The organism is Diaphorobacter nitroreducens (assembly GCF_002214645.1).
Lineage (GTDB): Bacteria > Pseudomonadota > Gammaproteobacteria > Burkholderiales > Burkholderiaceae_C > Diaphorobacter > Diaphorobacter nitroreducens.
Genome location: NZ_CP016278.1, coordinates 829,939 through 845,687 on the forward strand (window position 1 = coordinate 829,939; position 15,749 = coordinate 845,687).

Genomic DNA, 15,749 nt, shown 5'->3' on the forward strand with positions numbered 1-15,749 from the left:
AGGCCGCATATCCATGTCCGAACCCACCCGAGACGTCCTGCTGGTGCTCAACTGCGGCTCGTCGAGCATCAAGTTCGCCGTGTTCGATGCCGGCGCCGTGCCGCTGCCGCGCAGGCCGCTGTGGAACGGCAAGGTGCAGGGCATCGGCGGGCCGGCGCCGGATTTCGGCGAGACCGACGTGGCGCCGTTCCCGATCGAACTGGGCCCGGACCACCCCTACCGCGACGCGCTGGCGCTGATCCGGCAGCGCGTCCTGGCCCGGCTCGACGGGCGCGGCGTGGCCGCGATCGCGCACCGCGTGGTCCACGGCGGTAGCAAGTACTTCGACCCGGTGCGCGTCGATGCCCAGGTGCTGGCCGACCTCAAGGGCTACATCCCGCTGGCGCCGCTGCACCAGCCGTTCGCGCTGGAGGCCATCGAGATCCTGCTGCGCGAGCGCCCGGACATCGCCCAGGTCGCCTGCTTCGACACCGGCTTCCACCACACCCTGCCAGTGGTCGAGCAGATGCTGCCGCTGCCCTGGGATGCGTGGCAGCGCGGACTGCGGCGCTATGGCTTCCACGGCCTGTCCTACGCCTACATGGCCGCGGTCCTGGGCGAGCGCCACGGTGCCGTCGCGCATGGACGCACCATCGTTGCTCACCTGGGCAGCGGCGCGAGCCTGTGCGCGATGCAGGATCTGCGGAGCGTGGCCACCACCATGGGCTTCTCGGCGCTGGACGGGTTGATGATGGGCACCCGTACCGGCGTGCTGGACCCGGGCGCGGTGCTGTATCTGATGGAGATCGAGAAGCTGTCGCTGGAAGAGGTCGGCCGCATCCTCTACCACCGCTCCGGCCTGCTCGGCGTGTCGGGAATCTCGGCCGAGCCGCGCGTGATCGTGCAGCACGAAGGCGACGATGGCGAACGCGGCGAGCGTGCCCGCATCGCACTCGCGCTGTACGTGCGCCGCATCGTGCGCGAGATCGGTGCGCTCACCGCCGTGCTCGGCGGGCTCGACCTGCTGGTGTTCACCGCTGGCGTCGGCGAGCACAACGCTTTTGTACGCGAGCGCGTCTGCCGCGCGCTGGGCTTCCTCGGCGTGCAACTCGACGACCAAGCCAACGCCGCCGACGCAGCGTTGATCTCCACTTCCGACAGCCCCGTGCGGGTCGCGGTGGAGCCGACCAACGAGGAGTGGATCGCCGCCGGCCATGCACTTCAAGTGGCCGGGTGAGTGGCGCCGCCATGCCCGTGAGCCATCGAGTCGGCAACCGTTTCCGGCGACTCCGGGCGATCTGCCTCGCGCTGGTGGTGCCGCTGCTGGCAGCCTGGGGCGCGTTGGCGCTGTGGTTCCAGGGTCCGGGGACACCGCCGGTACGCGGTTCGCTGGCCGCGCTGTGGTGTGTCGCCTGTGGCGTATCGCTGGGCCTGCGTCTTCGCGCACGCGCACCGCTCGCCATCCCGTTGCTGGTCCTGGCCACCGCGCTCCTGCTGGGCTGGTGGCAGACGCTGGCGCCATCGCACGAGCGCGACTGGGCCGATGACGTCGATCGCCTGCTGCGGGCAGAGATATCCGGCTCGCAGGTGGTGCTGCACGATGTCCGCAACTTCGACTGGCGCGACGAAGGCGACTACACCGCACGCTGGGAAACCCGCAGCTACGATCTCGACCGGCTGGTCTCCGCCGATCTGATCCTGTCGTACTGGATGGGGCCGCACGTCGCGCACACCCTGGTGTCGTTCGGTTTCGACGACGGGCGCCAACTCGTGTTCTCGCTGGAGATCCGCAAGGAACGCGGCGAGTCCTTCTCCGCCCTGGGCGGCCTGTTCCGCAAGTTCGAGGCCGTGCTGATCGCCGCCGACGAGAACGACATCGTCCGGGTGCGGACCAATGTGCGCGGCGAGGACGTCTACCTGTATCGGCTCGACCTGGCGCCGGAAGCGCTGCGCAGCGCCTTCCTTGGCTATCTCGAGCAGGCCGACGACATTCGCCGCCGGCCGCGCTTTTACAACACCCTGACCAGCAACTGCACGACCATCGTGTTCGGGCTAGCCAAGCGCCTGTCGCCGTCGTTGCCGCCGGACTACCGGCTGTTGCTGTCGGGGCATTTCGCCCGCTATGCCCACGATCACCAGGGCCTGGTGCCGGGGTACGACTTTCGGACGCTGCACGCGCGCGGCCACATTGTGGCGCGCGCGCAGGCTTTCGCGGGTACCGCGGAGGATTTCCCGAAAGCCATCCGGCATGGCGTTCCAGGCACGGAGCCTTCCCGATGACCCGGCATGCACGCTCCCTCCGCCTCGTGCTGCTGGCGACCGTGGTGCTGCCGCTGTTCAACGGTTGCGCCGTGTACCGCGAACTGCAGCCGGCGGTCAGATTCGACCCGATGAGCGCGGGCGAGTACATTGCGATGCAGCGCGGCGACATCCTCACCACCGGCAGGCTCAGTGCCGCAACCGTGCAGACGCTGCGCGTGGCGGGGCTCGATGCGTGCTGCAGCCAACCTTCGCTGGGCTGCATCGACGCGGCGGCGCAGCAGACCACGCTGTCCGACGAGCAGCGCCTGTCGGCGCTGTCCGAGCTTTGGCTGCAAGCGGCCATGCAGACGCCATCGGACGCTGCGCACGCCGAAGCGCGCATGCAGGCCTGGATGGAAAGCGCCCGCCACGCCTACGCCTATCTGTTCTTCACCCGGCGCGATCCCAGTGAACGCGCATTCGAGGATCGCCAGACTCAGGCACGCGACTGGTACAACCACGCGGTCCAGCAGGCCTCGACCCTGCTGTTCGACGTGCTGGACGAGCAGGGGCGCATCCATGCGGCGCAGGACGTCCCGCGCAACGATCAGCCAATCGCCTACGCCGGCTGGAATCTGCATCTGGACCTTAGCGGCATCCGTCTTCCCGAGGGCACACGACTGCCGCACGAACTCCTGCCCGCCAGGCAGTTGGCCTTCACCGGTCTGCGCAACACGTGGCGCCGCGACGGCTTCGGCGCCGAACTGGTCGCCTCGGTCGAACCCGCCGTTCGCCTGCCCGACAAAGCCGGGCGACCTGCGCCCTCCCTCGACGGCGACGGGGCCGCAGCGCGCGGCTGGAGCGAAATGCCGTCCCCCGGTGTCACCGCACTGTTTCGCTTCCAGGGCGATGACCTGGACGGCGTGCTCGGCACCCGGACGGTACTCGTCAGCGCCCATGACCCTTACCTGCAGGACAGCATCGCCTTGCAGGGCCAACGGGTTCCCCTGGCCGCCAACTTCACCGCCGGCTACGGCCTGTGGCTTGCTCGATCCGGCTTCAATCGGCAGTCCTTGCGCACCCTGTTCGGTCGCGGCGAGGGCATCGAGCGACCGCACCTGTACCTGCTGCAACCATGGGATCCGAACCGTCGCATCGTCCTGCTGCTGCACGGCCTGGCGAGCAGCCCGGAGGCCTGGGTGGACGTGGCCAACGAACTGCAGGCCGACCACGATGTGCGGGAGCACTTCCAGATCTGGCTGGCCTACTACCCCACCAACATGCCGATCGTCCTCAACCACGCGTGGCTGCGCGAGTCGGTGAGCAACACGCTGGCCCACCTGGATCCGCAGGGAACGGCCGCCGCCTCCCAGAACATGGTCCTGGTCGGGCACAGCATGGGCGGGGTCATCGCGCGGCTGATGGTGTCCTCGGCCGACCAGAAGCTGTGGAACTGGGCGGTCGAGCAAAGCGGATTGGACTCGGAGCGAATCGAACGACTGCGCCCGCGCGTGGACGCGGCCCTGCGCTTCGAGCCGATGGACAACGTCGGGCGGGCCGTCTTCATCGCCGCCCCGCACCGGGGCACCCCCGTTGCCGCGGACCGGTTGGCCCGGCTCGCCTCGCGAATGGTGCGCATGCCACTGACGGTGCTGGAAAGCCTGTCCGAAATGGCCCAGGGCGTCCCGCGCGAACAGGCACTGGAACGCCTCTCGCTGCTGCCCAACAGCATCGACAACCTGCGCGAGGACGATGCCTTCATGCGAGCGGCCGCCGACCTGCCGATCTCCGCCCGCGTGTCCTACCACTCGATCATCGCCCGCCGCGACCCCGCCGTCAGCCTGGCCGCATCCGACGACGGCCTGGTGCCGTATCGCAGCGCGCACCTGCCGGGCGCCCTGTCCGAAAGGGTGATCGACGCCGACCACAGCGTGCAGGGCACCGCGCAATCCGTCCTCGAACTTCTCCGCATCCTGCGCGAAGACATGGCCATGCATGGCAAATCGTTCCCACCACCGTAGCAGCGCTCCCTGTCCATCGTAGAGGTAGTCCCATGAGCATTCGGCATGTCACCCTGGTCGGCGCCGGCGTCCTCGGCGCGCAGATCGCCTTCCAGACCGCCTTCAAGGGTTTCGACGTCAGCGCCTATGTTCCCGACCAGGCCGCCCTGGACAAGGCCGGCAAGGTCATCGGCTGGCTGCAGCGGCGCTACCTGCAAGACATCGACGGCGCCGATCCGCAGGCGCTGGCGGCAGCGGCGGGGCGCATCCGCTGGACCACTGATCTGGCCGCGGCCGTCAAGGACGCCGATCTGGTCATCGAAGCCATTCCGGAACAGCTGGAGCTCAAGCGCAGGGTATATGCCGAACTGGGGCGCCTGGCACCGGCGACGGCGATCTTCGCCACCAATTCCTCGACCCTGCTGCCCAGCGCGATGGCCGACGCGACCGGCCGCCCGGAGCGCTTCATTGCACTGCATTTCGCCAACGAGATCTGGCTGCACAACGTGGCTGAAGTCATGGGGCACGCCGGAACCGACCCCGAAGTGTTCTCGACATTGGTTCGCTTTGCCAACGACATCGGCATGGTGCCGGTCGAAATCCATAAGGAAAAAGCCGGCTACGTGCTCAATTCGCTGCTGGTACCGCTGATGTCCGCGGCTTCCGAACTCCTGGTCGATGGCATCGCCGAGCATGAGGCCATCGACAGGACCTGGAAGATCGCCACGGGTTCGCCGAGAGGACCGTTCGAGATATACGACATCGTCGGCTTGGGCACCGCGTACCACATTTCCTTGGCCGGCGGGCCAAAGCAGCAGGCGTTCGCCCGTCTCCTCAAGGAACGCTACATCGACCACGGCAAGCTCGGCGTGGAGACCGGCGAAGGATTCTATCGTTACGAGTCCTGATCATGCGGGCACGGCCGTCACCAACGCTGCAGCGACTCACGTGATGCACCATGGAGGAAGAAATGGAACTTCGACACCTTCGCTGCTTTCTTGCGGTTGCCGAAGAACTCCACTTCGCCCGAGCCGCCGAGCGGCTGCATATCGAGCAATCGCCACTGTCACGCACCATCAAGGAACTGGAAGAAGAGCTGGGCGAACAACTGTTCGTTCGTACCAGCCGGAGCACGCGCCTGACCCGTGCGGGCAAGTTGTTCCATGAACATGTGCCACGCGTCTTCACCGCCCTGCAGCAGGCCCGCGACAGCGTCAAGGCGGCGGCCAACGGCTTCCACGGCCAATTGCGCATCGCCCTGTCCGATGGCATCACCCCGTCGCGTCTACCGAGCTTGCTGGCCCTTTGTCGGCAGGAGGAGCCAGAAGTCGAGATCCGTCTGTTCGAGGTGCCGCTGTCGCAGCAGATCAAAGGGATGAATGACGATCTGTACGACGTCGGCTTTGCGCAGTCCGACGAGGTAGGCGAAGGCATCGCAACAGTAGCGGTATGGAGCGATCCATTGATGGTGGCAGTTCCTGCCCGTCACCCGCTGCTCAGGCACAAGCGCATTCCGCTGGAAGAGGTGCTGCGCCATCCCCTGGTGCTGTGCGATCCGCAGGTTTGCGAGGGCTATGCCCGTCAGGTGGATCGCGTGCTGCGACGTGCGGACATGGAGCCATTGATTGCCGAGCGTGTGGCGTCGTTCGACCTGATGATGGCACTGGTCGCGGCGGGCTTTGCCTTGGGTCTGGCCGGAGCGCCACACATCACGGGCAGCCGCGAACCCGGTGTGGTCGCCCGTCCGCTGGCGGGGCGCTCCCCCATGCTGACCACTTACGTGCTGTACCGCGAAGGTGAATCCTCCGACGTGCTGGCGCGTTTCATCGAGCGGGTGCAGGCCATCGAATCACCAGAAGGCCACAGATCCACACCACCTGTTGAACCTGACCCCCAAGAGGAATTCGAGCCATGATCGTGAAGCTGATCGCGCCTGTTCTGATGTTGGCTGTGCTGTCTGCCTGCCGCCCGTCCGAGCCACCGAAGCAGGGAGCCAATATGCCGACCGTGGAAGAACTGGCCTCCGACCCCGAACGCTTGAAGGAACTGCGCCGCCAGTGCAAGACCGAGCGCCCGACGATGGGCGACGTGCTGTGCAACCGCGTGGCCGAAGCGACGAACAAGCGCTTCTTCGGCGACGGCAAGGTGCCTTACACGCCACCTGAAACGCCGCCGAAGTTCTGACCGTTAGCGGCTTGCTGCACATCCTGATTTTCTTTCTCGACACGCCGCAGCGCGCCCACGCCTGCGGCGTTTTGACTGGTCTCTTCCCTGCATGAAACCATGCTTTTTGCATCACCTTGCTGCCGATAACGGTCTTTGACCGGCACTGAATCGGCACCGATCCTGACGCCTGCGGCACGCCGATGTGCCGCGTTTTCCACGAGGAATCAGCGCAGGAGAAATCGGAGGCCAAGGTATGCAGGCTCAGGGCGTGTTGTTCGGGCAGATCGCCGCCGTCTTCGGCATCGTGATCGCCGGTGTGTGGGGTGCCACGCAATGGACAGCCGCTGCATTGGGCTATCAGCTACGCCTTGGCTCGCCCTGGTTCGACTTGTACGGCACGCCGATCTACTACCCGTGGAAGCTGTTCGAGTGGTGGTTCTTCTTCGACGCCTACGCGCCGCAGGTCTTCGACACCGGCGGCATGATCGCGGTGGGCAGCGGCCTTTTTGCCGTGGCGGTCGCCATCGCCATGTCGGTGTGGCGCTCGCGCCAGGCGCGCCAGGTGACGACCTATGGGTCTGCCCGCTGGGCCGATGCCGCCGACATTCGCAAGGCCGGGTTAACACAGCCCGCTGGAGTGTTTCTCGGCCAGCATGATGGCCACTACCTGCGCCACGAAGGGCCGGAGCACGTCCTGACCTTCGCGCCCACCCGCTCGGGCAAGGGCGTGGGTCTGGTGGTGCCGACGTTGCTGTCGTGGCCGGCATCTACCGTCATCCACGACATCAAGGGCGAGAACTGGCAGATCACGGCCGGTTGGCGTTCGCGCTTCTCGCATTGCCTGCTGTTCAACCCGACCGATGCGCAGTCGGCGGCCTACAACCCGCTGCTGGAGGTACGGCGCGGCGCGCATGAAGTGCGCGACGTGCAGAACATAGCCGACATCCTGGTCGATCCCGAAGGCGCGCTGGAGAAGCGCAACCACTGGGAGAAGACCAGTCACGCGCTACTGGTCGGCGCGATCCTGCATGTGCTCTACGCGGGCGAGGACAAGACGCTGCGCGGCGTGGCGAACTTCCTCAGCGACCCGGCTTGTCCCTTCGAGCTGACGCTGCATCGGATGATGACGACCAGGCACCTGGGCGATGCACCGCACCCAGTTGTCGCGTCCGCCGCGCGTGAAGTGCTCAACAAGTCGGACAACGAGCGATCGGGCGTGCTCTCTACCGCCATGTCGTTCCTCGGCCTGTACCGCGATCCCACGGTGGCCGAAGTCACGTCGCGCTGCGACTGGCGCATCGCCGACCTGATCGCATCCGAACATCCGGTATCGCTGTACCTGGTGGTGCCGCCTTCGGACATCAGCCGCACCAAGCCACTGATCCGTCTGATCCTCAACCAGATCGGGCGACGACTGACCGAATCGCTCGACGGTTCCGACGGTATCGAGCGCCGCCACAAGCTGCTGCTGATGCTCGATGAGTTCCCGGCGCTGGGGCGCCTGGACTTCTTCGAGACGGCGCTGGCCTTCATGGCCGGCTACGGCATCCGCAGCTTCCTCATCGCCCAAAGCCTGAACCAGATCGACAAAGCCTACGGCCAGAACCATTCGATCCTGGACAACTGCCATGTACGCGTGACGTTTGCCACCAACGACGAACGCACGGCCAAGCGCATTTCCGAAACGCTCGGTACGGCCACCGAACTGCGCGCGCAGCGCAACTACGCCGGCCATCGCCTGGCGCCGTGGCTCGGGCACCTGATGGTGTCGCGGCAGGAAACGGCGCGGCCGCTGCTGACGCCGGGCGAGGTGATGCAGCTTCCGCCCGATGAATCCGTGGTGATGGTGGGAAGCAGTCCGCCGATCAAGGCGAAGAAGCTGCGCTACTACGCCGACACCAACTTCAAGCGTCGCGTGTTGCCGCTGCCCGTACTCGCGGCCGGGCAGTACGCCGACGCGCCGCCGGCTCGCCCCGACGACTGGAGCGCCTTGGCGATTCCCGCCGTCCCCGCCGCGCCGGCCACGGCATCCGCCGATGCCCTGGGCGGCCCCGATGACGGCGGCCCGCGCCGCCAGCCGGAGCTGACCGAAGTCACCGAATACAGCCCCGAGCCACTGATCGCAGGCAACGACCTGGGGCTGCTCGATGACGACGACGACCTGCCGCTGCCTTACATGGCCTCTCTCCCCGGCCAGTTCGACCCGGCCATGCAGCGCACGGCCCGGCTGGCTTCCCTCGACCCCAACGACGGCATCGACTTATGAGCCAATACCGATTGAACCTGTTCATTCAGCACGAGCACGCAAAGCGCTTGGAAGAATTGGCCGCCAAGAAAGGCGTGTCGAAGTCGTCCATCGTTGCGGCGGCGCTGGCGTCCTGGCTGTCGCCGGACGCGGGCGACCAGCGTGAGGCCGCCATCGCCAAGCGGCTGGATCGCCTGTCGCGGCAGGCCGAGCGCCTGGAGCGTGACCAGAACATCCAGATCGAAACGCTCGCGCTGTTCGTCCGCTACTACCTGACTGTCAGCACGCCGGTGCCCGAAGCCCATCAGGATGCTGCCCGCGCGCAGGGTAAGGCGCGCTTTGAGCAGTTCGTCGAACAGCTCGGCCGCCACCTGCTGCGTGGCCGCAGCCTGGTGCGCGACGTGGTGGAAGAACTGCATCCCAACCCGATGCGGATGGATGACGCCGCGGCGCTGGCCGAAGCGCAGGAGCGTTCCTCATGAGCGCCGTCCCCCAGATCCCGCCCGAACCGCATTCGTCGGCAGCGGCGTCCCAGGATCGCCGCATCCAGATGCTGCGCACGGCGATGGGGCCAGTGATCGCTGCCGCGCTTGAAGACCCGGACGTGGTGGAGGTGATGCTCAACCCCGACCGGACATTGTGGGTGGATCGCCTGTCGTCTGGTCGGATGCCTGTCGGCGTCGAACTGCCCGAGGCCGATGGCGAGCGGATCATCCGCCTGGTCGCCGCCCATGTCGGTGCGGAGGTGCATCGCGGCCAGCCGCTCTTGACCGCCGAGCTGCCGGAGACGGGAGAACGCTTCGAGGGCATCTTGCCCCCGGCCGCGCCCGGCCCGGCCTTCGCGCTGCGCAAGCGGGCCGTGAGCATCATCGGCCTGGATCACTATGTAGCCGACGGCATCCTGACCGCCGGACACGCGGACTTCCTGCGCCGCGCCGTGCACGAGCGCCAGAACATCCTGATCGCGGGCGCGACCAGCAGCGGCAAAACCACGCTCGCCAATGCCTTGCTGGCCGAGATCGCCGCCACCGGCGACCGCGTGCTGGTGCTCGAAGACACCATCGAGCTGCAATGCGCGGCCCGCGACCATGTACCGCTGCGCACCCGCGTCGGCGTGGTGTCCATGACCGAGCTGGTGCGCGCCACGATGCGGCTGCGCCCCGACCGCGTGATCGTCGGCGAAGTACGCGGCGGCGAAGCCCTCGACCTCATCAAAGTGTGGGGAACGGGGCATCCCGGCGGCATTGCCACCATCCATGCCGGTTCCGCGTTGGGCGCGCTGCTGCGGCTGGAGCAACTGATCCTCGAAGTCGCGGTGAACCCGCCGCGGGCGCTGATCGCCGAAGCGGTCAACGTCGTCATCCACATCGCCGGGCGCGGCCGCAAGCGCCGCGTCGGAAGCATCGCCCGCGTCGTCGGCTTCGACGGAGTGGGCTATCGCCTGGCGGACGCCTTCGAAACACCGTTTCCCGAGCTGCCGCCACTTTCTTCCCCGTCCCCTCACCAACCTGGAGAACTGCCATGACGCAGATGCACGTTCGCGCTTTCCGCTTTTCCGTCAATCCGCTTCCCCGCCTGTCCAGCCTCGCCCGGCTGCGCAGTCTGACCCGTCCTGCGGGGCAAGGGCTGCTGCTGGCCGCGCTGCTGCTGTTTCTGGCCGGCACGGCCCAAGCCGCCGGTTCCTCGATGCCCTGGGAAGGGCCGCTGCAATCCATTCTGGAGTCGATTCAGGGGCCGGTGGCGCGCATCGTCGCGGTCATCATCATCATAGCCACCGGCCTGGCGCTCGCCTTTGGCGACACGTCGGGCGGCTTCCGCAAGCTGATCCAGATCGTCTTCGGCCTGTCCATTGCGTTTGCCGCGTCGTCGTTCTTCCTGTCGTTCTTCAGCTTCTCCGGCGGGGCGGTCGTATGAGTGCGGCCAACGATCTTCCGGGCTTTGAAGTGCCGCTGCATCGCTCGCTGACCGAGCCGATCCTGATGGGCGGCGCGCCGCGTACCGTGGCGATCGCCAACGGTACGCTGGCCGCCGCCGTCGGGCTGGGCCTGCAACTGTGGATTCCCGGCGTGGTGCTCTGGATCGTCGGCCATTCGCTGGCCGTCTGGGGCGCGCGCGTGGATCCGCAGTTCATGCAGGTCTTCGCCCGGCACATCAAGCACAAGCCGCTGCTGGACGCGTGAGGGAGATGCCGCGATGCTGAATCTTGCCGAATACCGCCAGCGGCCCGCCTTGCTCGCCGACTGGCTACCCTGGGCCGGGCTGATCGCGCCGGGTGTCGTCTTAAACAAGGACGGCAGTTTCCAACGCACGGCCCGCTTTCGCGGCCCCGACTTGGACAGCGCCACGCAAGGCGAGCTGATCGCCGCATCGGCGCGGCTCAACAACGCGCTGCGCCGACTGGGATCGGGCTGGGCCTTGTTCATCGAGGCCGAGCGCTGCGCAGCGGCTACCTATCCACGCTCCGAGTTTCCCGAACCACTGTCATGGCTGGTGGACGAGGAGCGCCGCGCCGCCTTCGAGGAGTCGGGCCATCACTTCGAGAGCGGCTATCACCTGACGCTCGCATACCTGCCGCCGGAGGAATCCCGCGCTCGCGCCGCGAAGATGCTCTACGAGAACGCACCCGGCGACGGCGTGGACTGGCGCGGTCGCCTCAGTGCGTTCGTGGCGGAAACCGATCGCGTATTCGACCTGCTCGACGGCGTAATGCCGGAAATCGCCTGGCTCGATGATGCCGAGACGCTGACCTATCTGCACGCCACCGTCTCGACGCGCCGCTACCGCGTGGGCGTGCCCGAAGTGCCGTTCCACCTCGACGCGCTGCTGGCCGATTCCGCGCTGGTCGGCGGTCTGGCGCCCGCACTGGGCGTCCAGCACCTGCGCGTGGTGTCGGTGCGCGGGTTCCCGACGTCCACCTGGCCGGGTCTGCTGGACGACCTCAATCGCCTTGGCTTCGGCTACCGCTGGAGTACGCGCTTCCTGTGCATGGACAAAGCCGAGGCGGAAAAGGAACTCGGCCGCCTGCGCCGCCAGTGGTTCGCCAAACGCAAGAACGTCGTCGCGCTATTGCGCGAAACGATCTTCCAGCAGGAAAGCCCGCTGGTCGATACGGACGCCAGCAACAAGGCCGCCGATGCTGATGCGGCTTTGCAGGAGCTGGGCAGCGATCAAGTCGCCTTCGGCTATCTCACCGCCACGGTGACGGTGCTCGACGCCGCCCCGGCCGTGGCCGACGAGAAGCTGCGCATGGTGGAGCGCGTCATTCAGGGCCGTGGTTTCGTGACGATCCCCGAAACGCTCAACGCCGTGGATGCGTGGCTGTCCTCGATCCCGGGCAACGCCTATGCGAACGTGCGACAGCCCATCGTCTCGACGCTGAACCTGGCGCACATGATGCCGCTCTCGGCGGTATGGGCCGGGCCGGAGAAGAACGACCACCTCGACGGCCCGCCGCTGATCGTGACGCGCACCGATGGCGCGACGCCGTTCCGGCTGGTCACGCACATCGGCGACGTGGGACACACGATGATCGTCGGCCCGACCGGCATGGGCAAATCGGTCCTGGTCGCCATGATGGCGATGCAGTTCCGCCGCTATCCCGGCTCGCGCATCTTCGCCTTCGACGTGGGCCGATCCATTCGTGCTGCCACCCTGGGCCTGGGCGGCGAGCACTACGACTTGGGCGCGGATGGCGACATTGCCTTCCAACCGCTGGCGCGGATCGACGACGAGGGCTACCGCACCTGGGCCGCCGATTGGGTCGAAGGTCGGTTGATACGCGAAGGCGTGGCAGTCGGCCCCGACGAGAAGGCGGCGATCTGGTCGGCGCTGGAAAGCCTGGCCGGTGCGCCCGTGGCGCAGCGCACGATGACGGGGCTTTCCGTCTTGCTGCAATCGAACGCGCTGCGCCAGGCACTTTCGCCCTACGTGCTCGGCGGCGCCCACGGCAAGCTGCTGGACGCCGACCACGACCGGCTGGGCATGGCGGACGTGCAGTGCTTCGAGATGGAGGAGCTGATGCACAGCAAGGCCGCTGTTCTGGCCGTGCTGAATTACTTGTTCGCGCGTCTGGAAGAGCGATTCGATGGTGCTCCGACCATGCTTTTCCTCAGTGAAGCATGGACTTTCCTGGATGACCCGGTGTTCGCCGCACGGCTGCGGCAGTGGCTGAAAACCTTGCGGAAAAAGCAGGTCTCCGTCGTCTTCGATACGCAATCCCTCGCGGACATCAAAGAGTCGTCCATCGCGCCAGCCGTCATCGAAAGCTGCGCCAGTCGGATTTTTCTACCGAACCCGCAGGCCACCGAGCCGCAGATGCGTCCGATCTACGAGGGCTTCGGCCTCAACAGCCGACAGATCGAGATCGTCGCGAACGCCCAGCCCAAACGTGACTACTACTACCAATCGCGGCTCGGCAATCGCGTGTTCGACCTCGACCTGGGGCAGGCCGCGCTCGCTTTCGCGGGCGCATCCACTCCCCAAGACCAACGCGACATCGACCGCGTGCTGACACAAGCCGGCGCTCCCGGCTTCGCCGGTGCGTGGCTGCGCCATCGCGGCCTCGATTGGGCTGCTGACCTGCTGCCGTCCTCACCGCCAGCGGCTTCCTTCCTCGCGTCTCAACGACCGGAGGTTTCACCATGAAGACCAAACCCCGTTTGCTGTCTGCCTCGCTCGCCGCCGTGCTGTCGGTGTCGCTGCTGGCCGTGCAGCCCGCATCCGCGCTGACGGTGTTCGACCCGTCGAACTTCGTACAGAACACGCTGACCGCCGTGCGCACGCTGGAGCAGATCAACAACCAGATCAACCAGCTTCAGAACGAAGCGCAGATGCTGATGAACCAGGCGCGCAACCTCGCGAATCTGGACTTCAACATCGTCAATCGCCTGCGCTCGACGCTCGCCACGACCGAGCGCCTGATCGCCGAGGCGCGCGGCCTAGCCTACGACGTGCAGAGCATGGATGCCACGTTCGCCCGGCTGTACCCGGAGCAGTATGCCGCAACCGTCAGCGGCGACCAGATGCTGCGCGATGCGAAGGAACGCTGGACGAACACCTTGAACGGCCTGCACACCGCGATGCGGATGCAGGCGCAGGTGTCGCAGAACTTGGCGCAAGACGAGAGCGCTCTGTCCGATCTGGTCAGCCAGAGCCAGTCCGCCACCGGCGCGCTGCAAGCCATGCAGGCGACCAACCAGCTTCTGGCCCTGCAGGCCAAGCAGTCGATCCAGGCGCAGCAGCTCCAGATCACGCAGGAACGCGCCGCCGCACTGGAACTGGCACGCCAAGCGGCGGCTGTCGAGCGCGGCCGGGAAGTAACGCGCCGATTCCTGGGCGATGGCACGCCGTACACGCCGCAGCGTGTGGATTTCTACGGCAACTGACGGGAGACGGCCATGCGATGCGTTTTCTTCCTGCTGCCCGTGCTGCTGGTCGCTTGCAGCCAGCAGCCGACCGAAGACCTGGCCGCCACCTTGGCCGCCGATCCCGTGCGGCTCAAGGCGCTGCGTGCCCGATGCGCAACCGACCTGCAAGCCGCAGGCGAAGGCGCCTGCCGCGCCACCGCCGAAGCCTTCCGGCAGCGCTTCTTCGCCGGCCAGACCGGGCCAGACGAGTACCGGGCGCTGGCCGACTTGCCGCCGATTCCGCCGAGCTTCGATACGCCCGCCGACGACGTACACGAAGGCGACGCGCCACCCGCATCGCCGGAGGACGTGCCATGAACGACGTGACGGTGATCGACCGCTTTCTCGATACTTTCTCGCGCTACATCGACTCGGGCTTTGGGCTGCTGCAGGGAGAAGTCGCGTTCCTCACCGCCACGCTGATCGTCATCGACATGACCATCGCCGGGCTCTACTGGGCGATGAGCCATGCCACCGGCCAGGGCGATGACGTGATCGCCAAGCTGCTGCGCAAGGTGCTCTACGTCGGTGCCTTCGCCTACATCATCAACAACTTCAACTGGCTGGCCAGCATCGTCTTCCGCTCGTTCGCGGGCCTGGGCCTGACGGCCAGCGGCTCGACGATGAGCATGGGCGAGTTCCTGCAACCAGGACGCCTGGCCAAAACCGGCATCGACTCGGCGGCCCCCATCCTTGAGCAGATCAGCGACATGGCGGGCTTCCCCGAGGTATTCGTGAACATGACGCCCATCGTCGTCATGTTCCTGGCCTGGGCGGTGGTGATCCTGTGCTTCTTCGTGCTGGCGATCCAGCTTTTCATCACGCTGATCGAGTTCAAGCTGACCACGCTCGCGGGCTTCGTGCTGGTGCCGTTTGCACTGTGGAACAAGACCAGCTTTCTCGCCGAGAAAGTGCTGGGTAACGTCGTGTCTTCAGGCATCAAGGTGCTGGTGCTGGCCGTCATCGTCGGTATCGGCTCAGGCCTGTTCGCCGAGTTCCAGGTGCATCCGTCCGAGCCGTCCATCGACCATGCGGTGGTCATCATGCTGGCCTCGCTCACGCTGCTGGCGTTGGGAATCTTCGGCCCTGGCATTGCCACCGGGCTGGTCTCCGGCGCACCACAGTTGGGTGCCGGGGCGATGGCCGGTGCTGCGATTGGTGCCGCAGGCGCGGCGGTGGCCGTGGGGGCCACTGCCACCGGCGTGGGCGGTGCGGTCATGGCCGGAGCGCGCATGGCACCGGCTGCCGCCAAACTCGCCGGGGCTGGCGCGCGGGCCGCGACCTCGGCGGCTGGCAGCGCGAAGTCGGCATTCCAAGCTGGTTCCGCCGCTGCGGGCGGCGGAGCCAAGGGAGCGATGGCAGGGCTGGGTAATGTCGCCAAGGGCGGTGCACAGGCGGCAGGCCAGCGCGCCGGTGCTGGCATCAAAACGGCGGCAGCCAAGGCCGCTGCGCCATTCAAAGCAGGCTGGCAAGGCTCTGGCGCAGATGGTGGCTCAGGCGGTGGCACTACTGGGCCAGCCGCCACGGGTGATGCCGCTGGCACCACGGCCACCGCACAGAAGCAGGAACAACCCGGCTGGGCAAAGCGCCTGCAACGCCGCCAACGACTCACCCAGGCCACCACCACTGCCGCCCACACGCTGCGCGGTGGCGATGGCGGCGGCTCCGGGCAAGGCCCGAGCCTGCGCGATTCCGATAGCTGACTTTAAGGAG

15 protein-coding genes are annotated in these 15,749 nt (G+C 66.8%); all 15 read left to right on the plus strand.

Annotated features, from left to right (window positions below; genetic code table 11):
• Positions 1–13 precede the first annotated feature (13 nt).
• The 15 genes from BA022_RS03915 to trbL all read left to right on the plus strand — a co-directional run bounded on the left by BA022_RS03915 (position 14) and on the right by trbL (position 15,739).
• Positions 14–1,216, plus strand: a complete 1,203-nt coding sequence (locus tag BA022_RS03915; RefSeq protein WP_033474841.1) for an acetate/propionate family kinase — start codon at positions 14–16, stop codon at positions 1,214–1,216.
• An 11-nt stretch (positions 1,217–1,227) separates the two neighbouring features.
• The gene (locus BA022_RS03920; RefSeq protein WP_033474842.1) at positions 1,228–2,259 is read left to right on the plus strand and encodes an Lnb N-terminal periplasmic domain-containing protein; all 1,032 of its coding nucleotides are present in this window, start codon (positions 1,228–1,230) and stop codon (positions 2,257–2,259) included.
• A complete protein-coding gene (locus tag BA022_RS03925; RefSeq protein WP_033474844.1) occupies positions 2,256–4,241 on the plus strand; it encodes an esterase/lipase family protein in 1,986 nt (661 codons plus the stop codon). The genes BA022_RS03920 and BA022_RS03925 overlap by 4 nt, the downstream gene beginning before the upstream one ends.
• 32 nt (positions 4,242–4,273) lie before the next feature.
• Complete coding sequence (locus BA022_RS03930; protein WP_033474845.1) at positions 4,274–5,128, plus strand: 3-hydroxyacyl-CoA dehydrogenase; 855 nt, start codon at positions 4,274–4,276, stop codon at positions 5,126–5,128.
• A 62-nt stretch (positions 5,129–5,190) separates the two neighbouring features.
• Complete coding sequence (locus tag BA022_RS03935) at positions 5,191–6,135, plus strand: LysR family transcriptional regulator (RefSeq protein WP_033474846.1); 945 nt, start codon at positions 5,191–5,193, stop codon at positions 6,133–6,135.
• Entirely contained in the window at positions 6,132–6,404 is a 273-nt protein-coding gene (locus tag BA022_RS03940) for an EexN family lipoprotein (RefSeq protein WP_033474847.1), read from the plus strand. The genes BA022_RS03935 and BA022_RS03940 overlap by 4 nt, the downstream gene beginning before the upstream one ends.
• Before the next feature lie 235 nt (positions 6,405–6,639).
• A complete protein-coding gene (locus tag BA022_RS03945; RefSeq protein WP_033474848.1) occupies positions 6,640–8,652 on the plus strand; it encodes a conjugal transfer protein TraG in 2,013 nt (670 codons plus the stop codon).
• The gene (locus BA022_RS03950; RefSeq protein ID WP_033474849.1) at positions 8,649–9,113 is read left to right on the plus strand and encodes a CopG family transcriptional regulator; all 465 of its coding nucleotides are present in this window, start codon (positions 8,649–8,651) and stop codon (positions 9,111–9,113) included. Before BA022_RS03945 ends, BA022_RS03950 begins: the two co-directional genes overlap by 4 nt.
• Positions 9,110–10,156, plus strand: coding sequence for a P-type conjugative transfer ATPase TrbB (trbB, locus tag BA022_RS03955; RefSeq protein ID WP_033474850.1), 1,047 nt, complete (start codon positions 9,110–9,112; stop codon positions 10,154–10,156). The genes BA022_RS03950 and trbB overlap by 4 nt, the downstream gene beginning before the upstream one ends.
• A complete protein-coding gene (locus BA022_RS03960) occupies positions 10,153–10,545 on the plus strand; it encodes a TrbC/VirB2 family type IV secretion system protein (protein ID WP_033474851.1) in 393 nt (130 codons plus the stop codon). Before trbB ends, BA022_RS03960 begins: the two co-directional genes overlap by 4 nt.
• The gene (locus tag BA022_RS03965) at positions 10,542–10,811 is read left to right on the plus strand and encodes a VirB3 family type IV secretion system protein (protein WP_033474852.1); all 270 of its coding nucleotides are present in this window, start codon (positions 10,542–10,544) and stop codon (positions 10,809–10,811) included. The genes BA022_RS03960 and BA022_RS03965 overlap by 4 nt, the downstream gene beginning before the upstream one ends.
• Before the next feature lie 13 nt (positions 10,812–10,824).
• Positions 10,825–13,275 (plus strand): conjugal transfer protein TrbE, encoded by a 2,451-nt coding sequence (trbE, locus tag BA022_RS03970; RefSeq protein WP_033474853.1) that lies wholly within the window; start codon positions 10,825–10,827, stop codon positions 13,273–13,275.
• Positions 13,272–14,015: a P-type conjugative transfer protein TrbJ gene (gene trbJ, locus BA022_RS03975; protein ID WP_033474855.1), complete on the plus strand. Its 744-nt coding sequence runs from the start codon at positions 13,272–13,274 to the stop codon at positions 14,013–14,015. Before trbE ends, trbJ begins: the two co-directional genes overlap by 4 nt.
• Positions 14,016–14,027: 12 nt before the next feature.
• Positions 14,028–14,354 carry a hypothetical protein gene (locus tag BA022_RS03980; protein ID WP_033474856.1) on the plus strand — a complete coding sequence of 109 codons (327 nt, stop codon included), beginning with the start codon at positions 14,028–14,030 and terminating at the stop codon, positions 14,352–14,354.
• Positions 14,351–15,739 carry a P-type conjugative transfer protein TrbL gene (trbL, locus tag BA022_RS03985; protein ID WP_033474857.1) on the plus strand — a complete coding sequence of 463 codons (1,389 nt, stop codon included), beginning with the start codon at positions 14,351–14,353 and terminating at the stop codon, positions 15,737–15,739. Before BA022_RS03980 ends, trbL begins: the two co-directional genes overlap by 4 nt.
• Positions 15,740–15,749 lie beyond the last annotated feature (10 nt).

Excerpts from the sequence above, each read along its gene's own strand:
- BA022_RS03915 (WP_033474841.1), top strand. The coding sequence starts at position 14 with ATGTCCGAACCCACCCGAGACGTCCTGCTGGTGCTCAACTGCGGCTCG.
- BA022_RS03920 (WP_033474842.1), top strand. The coding sequence starts at position 1,228 with ATGCCCGTGAGCCATCGAGTCGGCAACCGTTTCCGGCGACTCCGGGCG.
- BA022_RS03925 (WP_033474844.1), top strand. The coding sequence starts at position 2,256 with ATGACCCGGCATGCACGCTCCCTCCGCCTCGTGCTGCTGGCGACCGTG.
- BA022_RS03930 (WP_033474845.1), top strand. The coding sequence starts at position 4,274 with ATGAGCATTCGGCATGTCACCCTGGTCGGCGCCGGCGTCCTCGGCGCG.
- BA022_RS03935 (WP_033474846.1), top strand. The coding sequence starts at position 5,191 with ATGGAACTTCGACACCTTCGCTGCTTTCTTGCGGTTGCCGAAGAACTC.
- BA022_RS03940 (WP_033474847.1), top strand. The coding sequence starts at position 6,132 with ATGATCGTGAAGCTGATCGCGCCTGTTCTGATGTTGGCTGTGCTGTCT.
- BA022_RS03945 (WP_033474848.1), top strand. The coding sequence starts at position 6,640 with ATGCAGGCTCAGGGCGTGTTGTTCGGGCAGATCGCCGCCGTCTTCGGC.
- BA022_RS03950 (WP_033474849.1), top strand. The coding sequence starts at position 8,649 with ATGAGCCAATACCGATTGAACCTGTTCATTCAGCACGAGCACGCAAAG.
- trbB (WP_033474850.1), top strand. The coding sequence starts at position 9,110 with ATGAGCGCCGTCCCCCAGATCCCGCCCGAACCGCATTCGTCGGCAGCG.
- BA022_RS03960 (WP_033474851.1), top strand. The coding sequence starts at position 10,153 with ATGACGCAGATGCACGTTCGCGCTTTCCGCTTTTCCGTCAATCCGCTT.
- BA022_RS03965 (WP_033474852.1), top strand. The coding sequence starts at position 10,542 with ATGAGTGCGGCCAACGATCTTCCGGGCTTTGAAGTGCCGCTGCATCGC.
- trbE (WP_033474853.1), top strand. The coding sequence starts at position 10,825 with ATGCTGAATCTTGCCGAATACCGCCAGCGGCCCGCCTTGCTCGCCGAC.
- trbJ (WP_033474855.1), top strand. The coding sequence starts at position 13,272 with ATGAAGACCAAACCCCGTTTGCTGTCTGCCTCGCTCGCCGCCGTGCTG.
- BA022_RS03980 (WP_033474856.1), top strand. The coding sequence starts at position 14,028 with ATGCGATGCGTTTTCTTCCTGCTGCCCGTGCTGCTGGTCGCTTGCAGC.
- trbL (WP_033474857.1), top strand. The coding sequence starts at position 14,351 with ATGAACGACGTGACGGTGATCGACCGCTTTCTCGATACTTTCTCGCGC.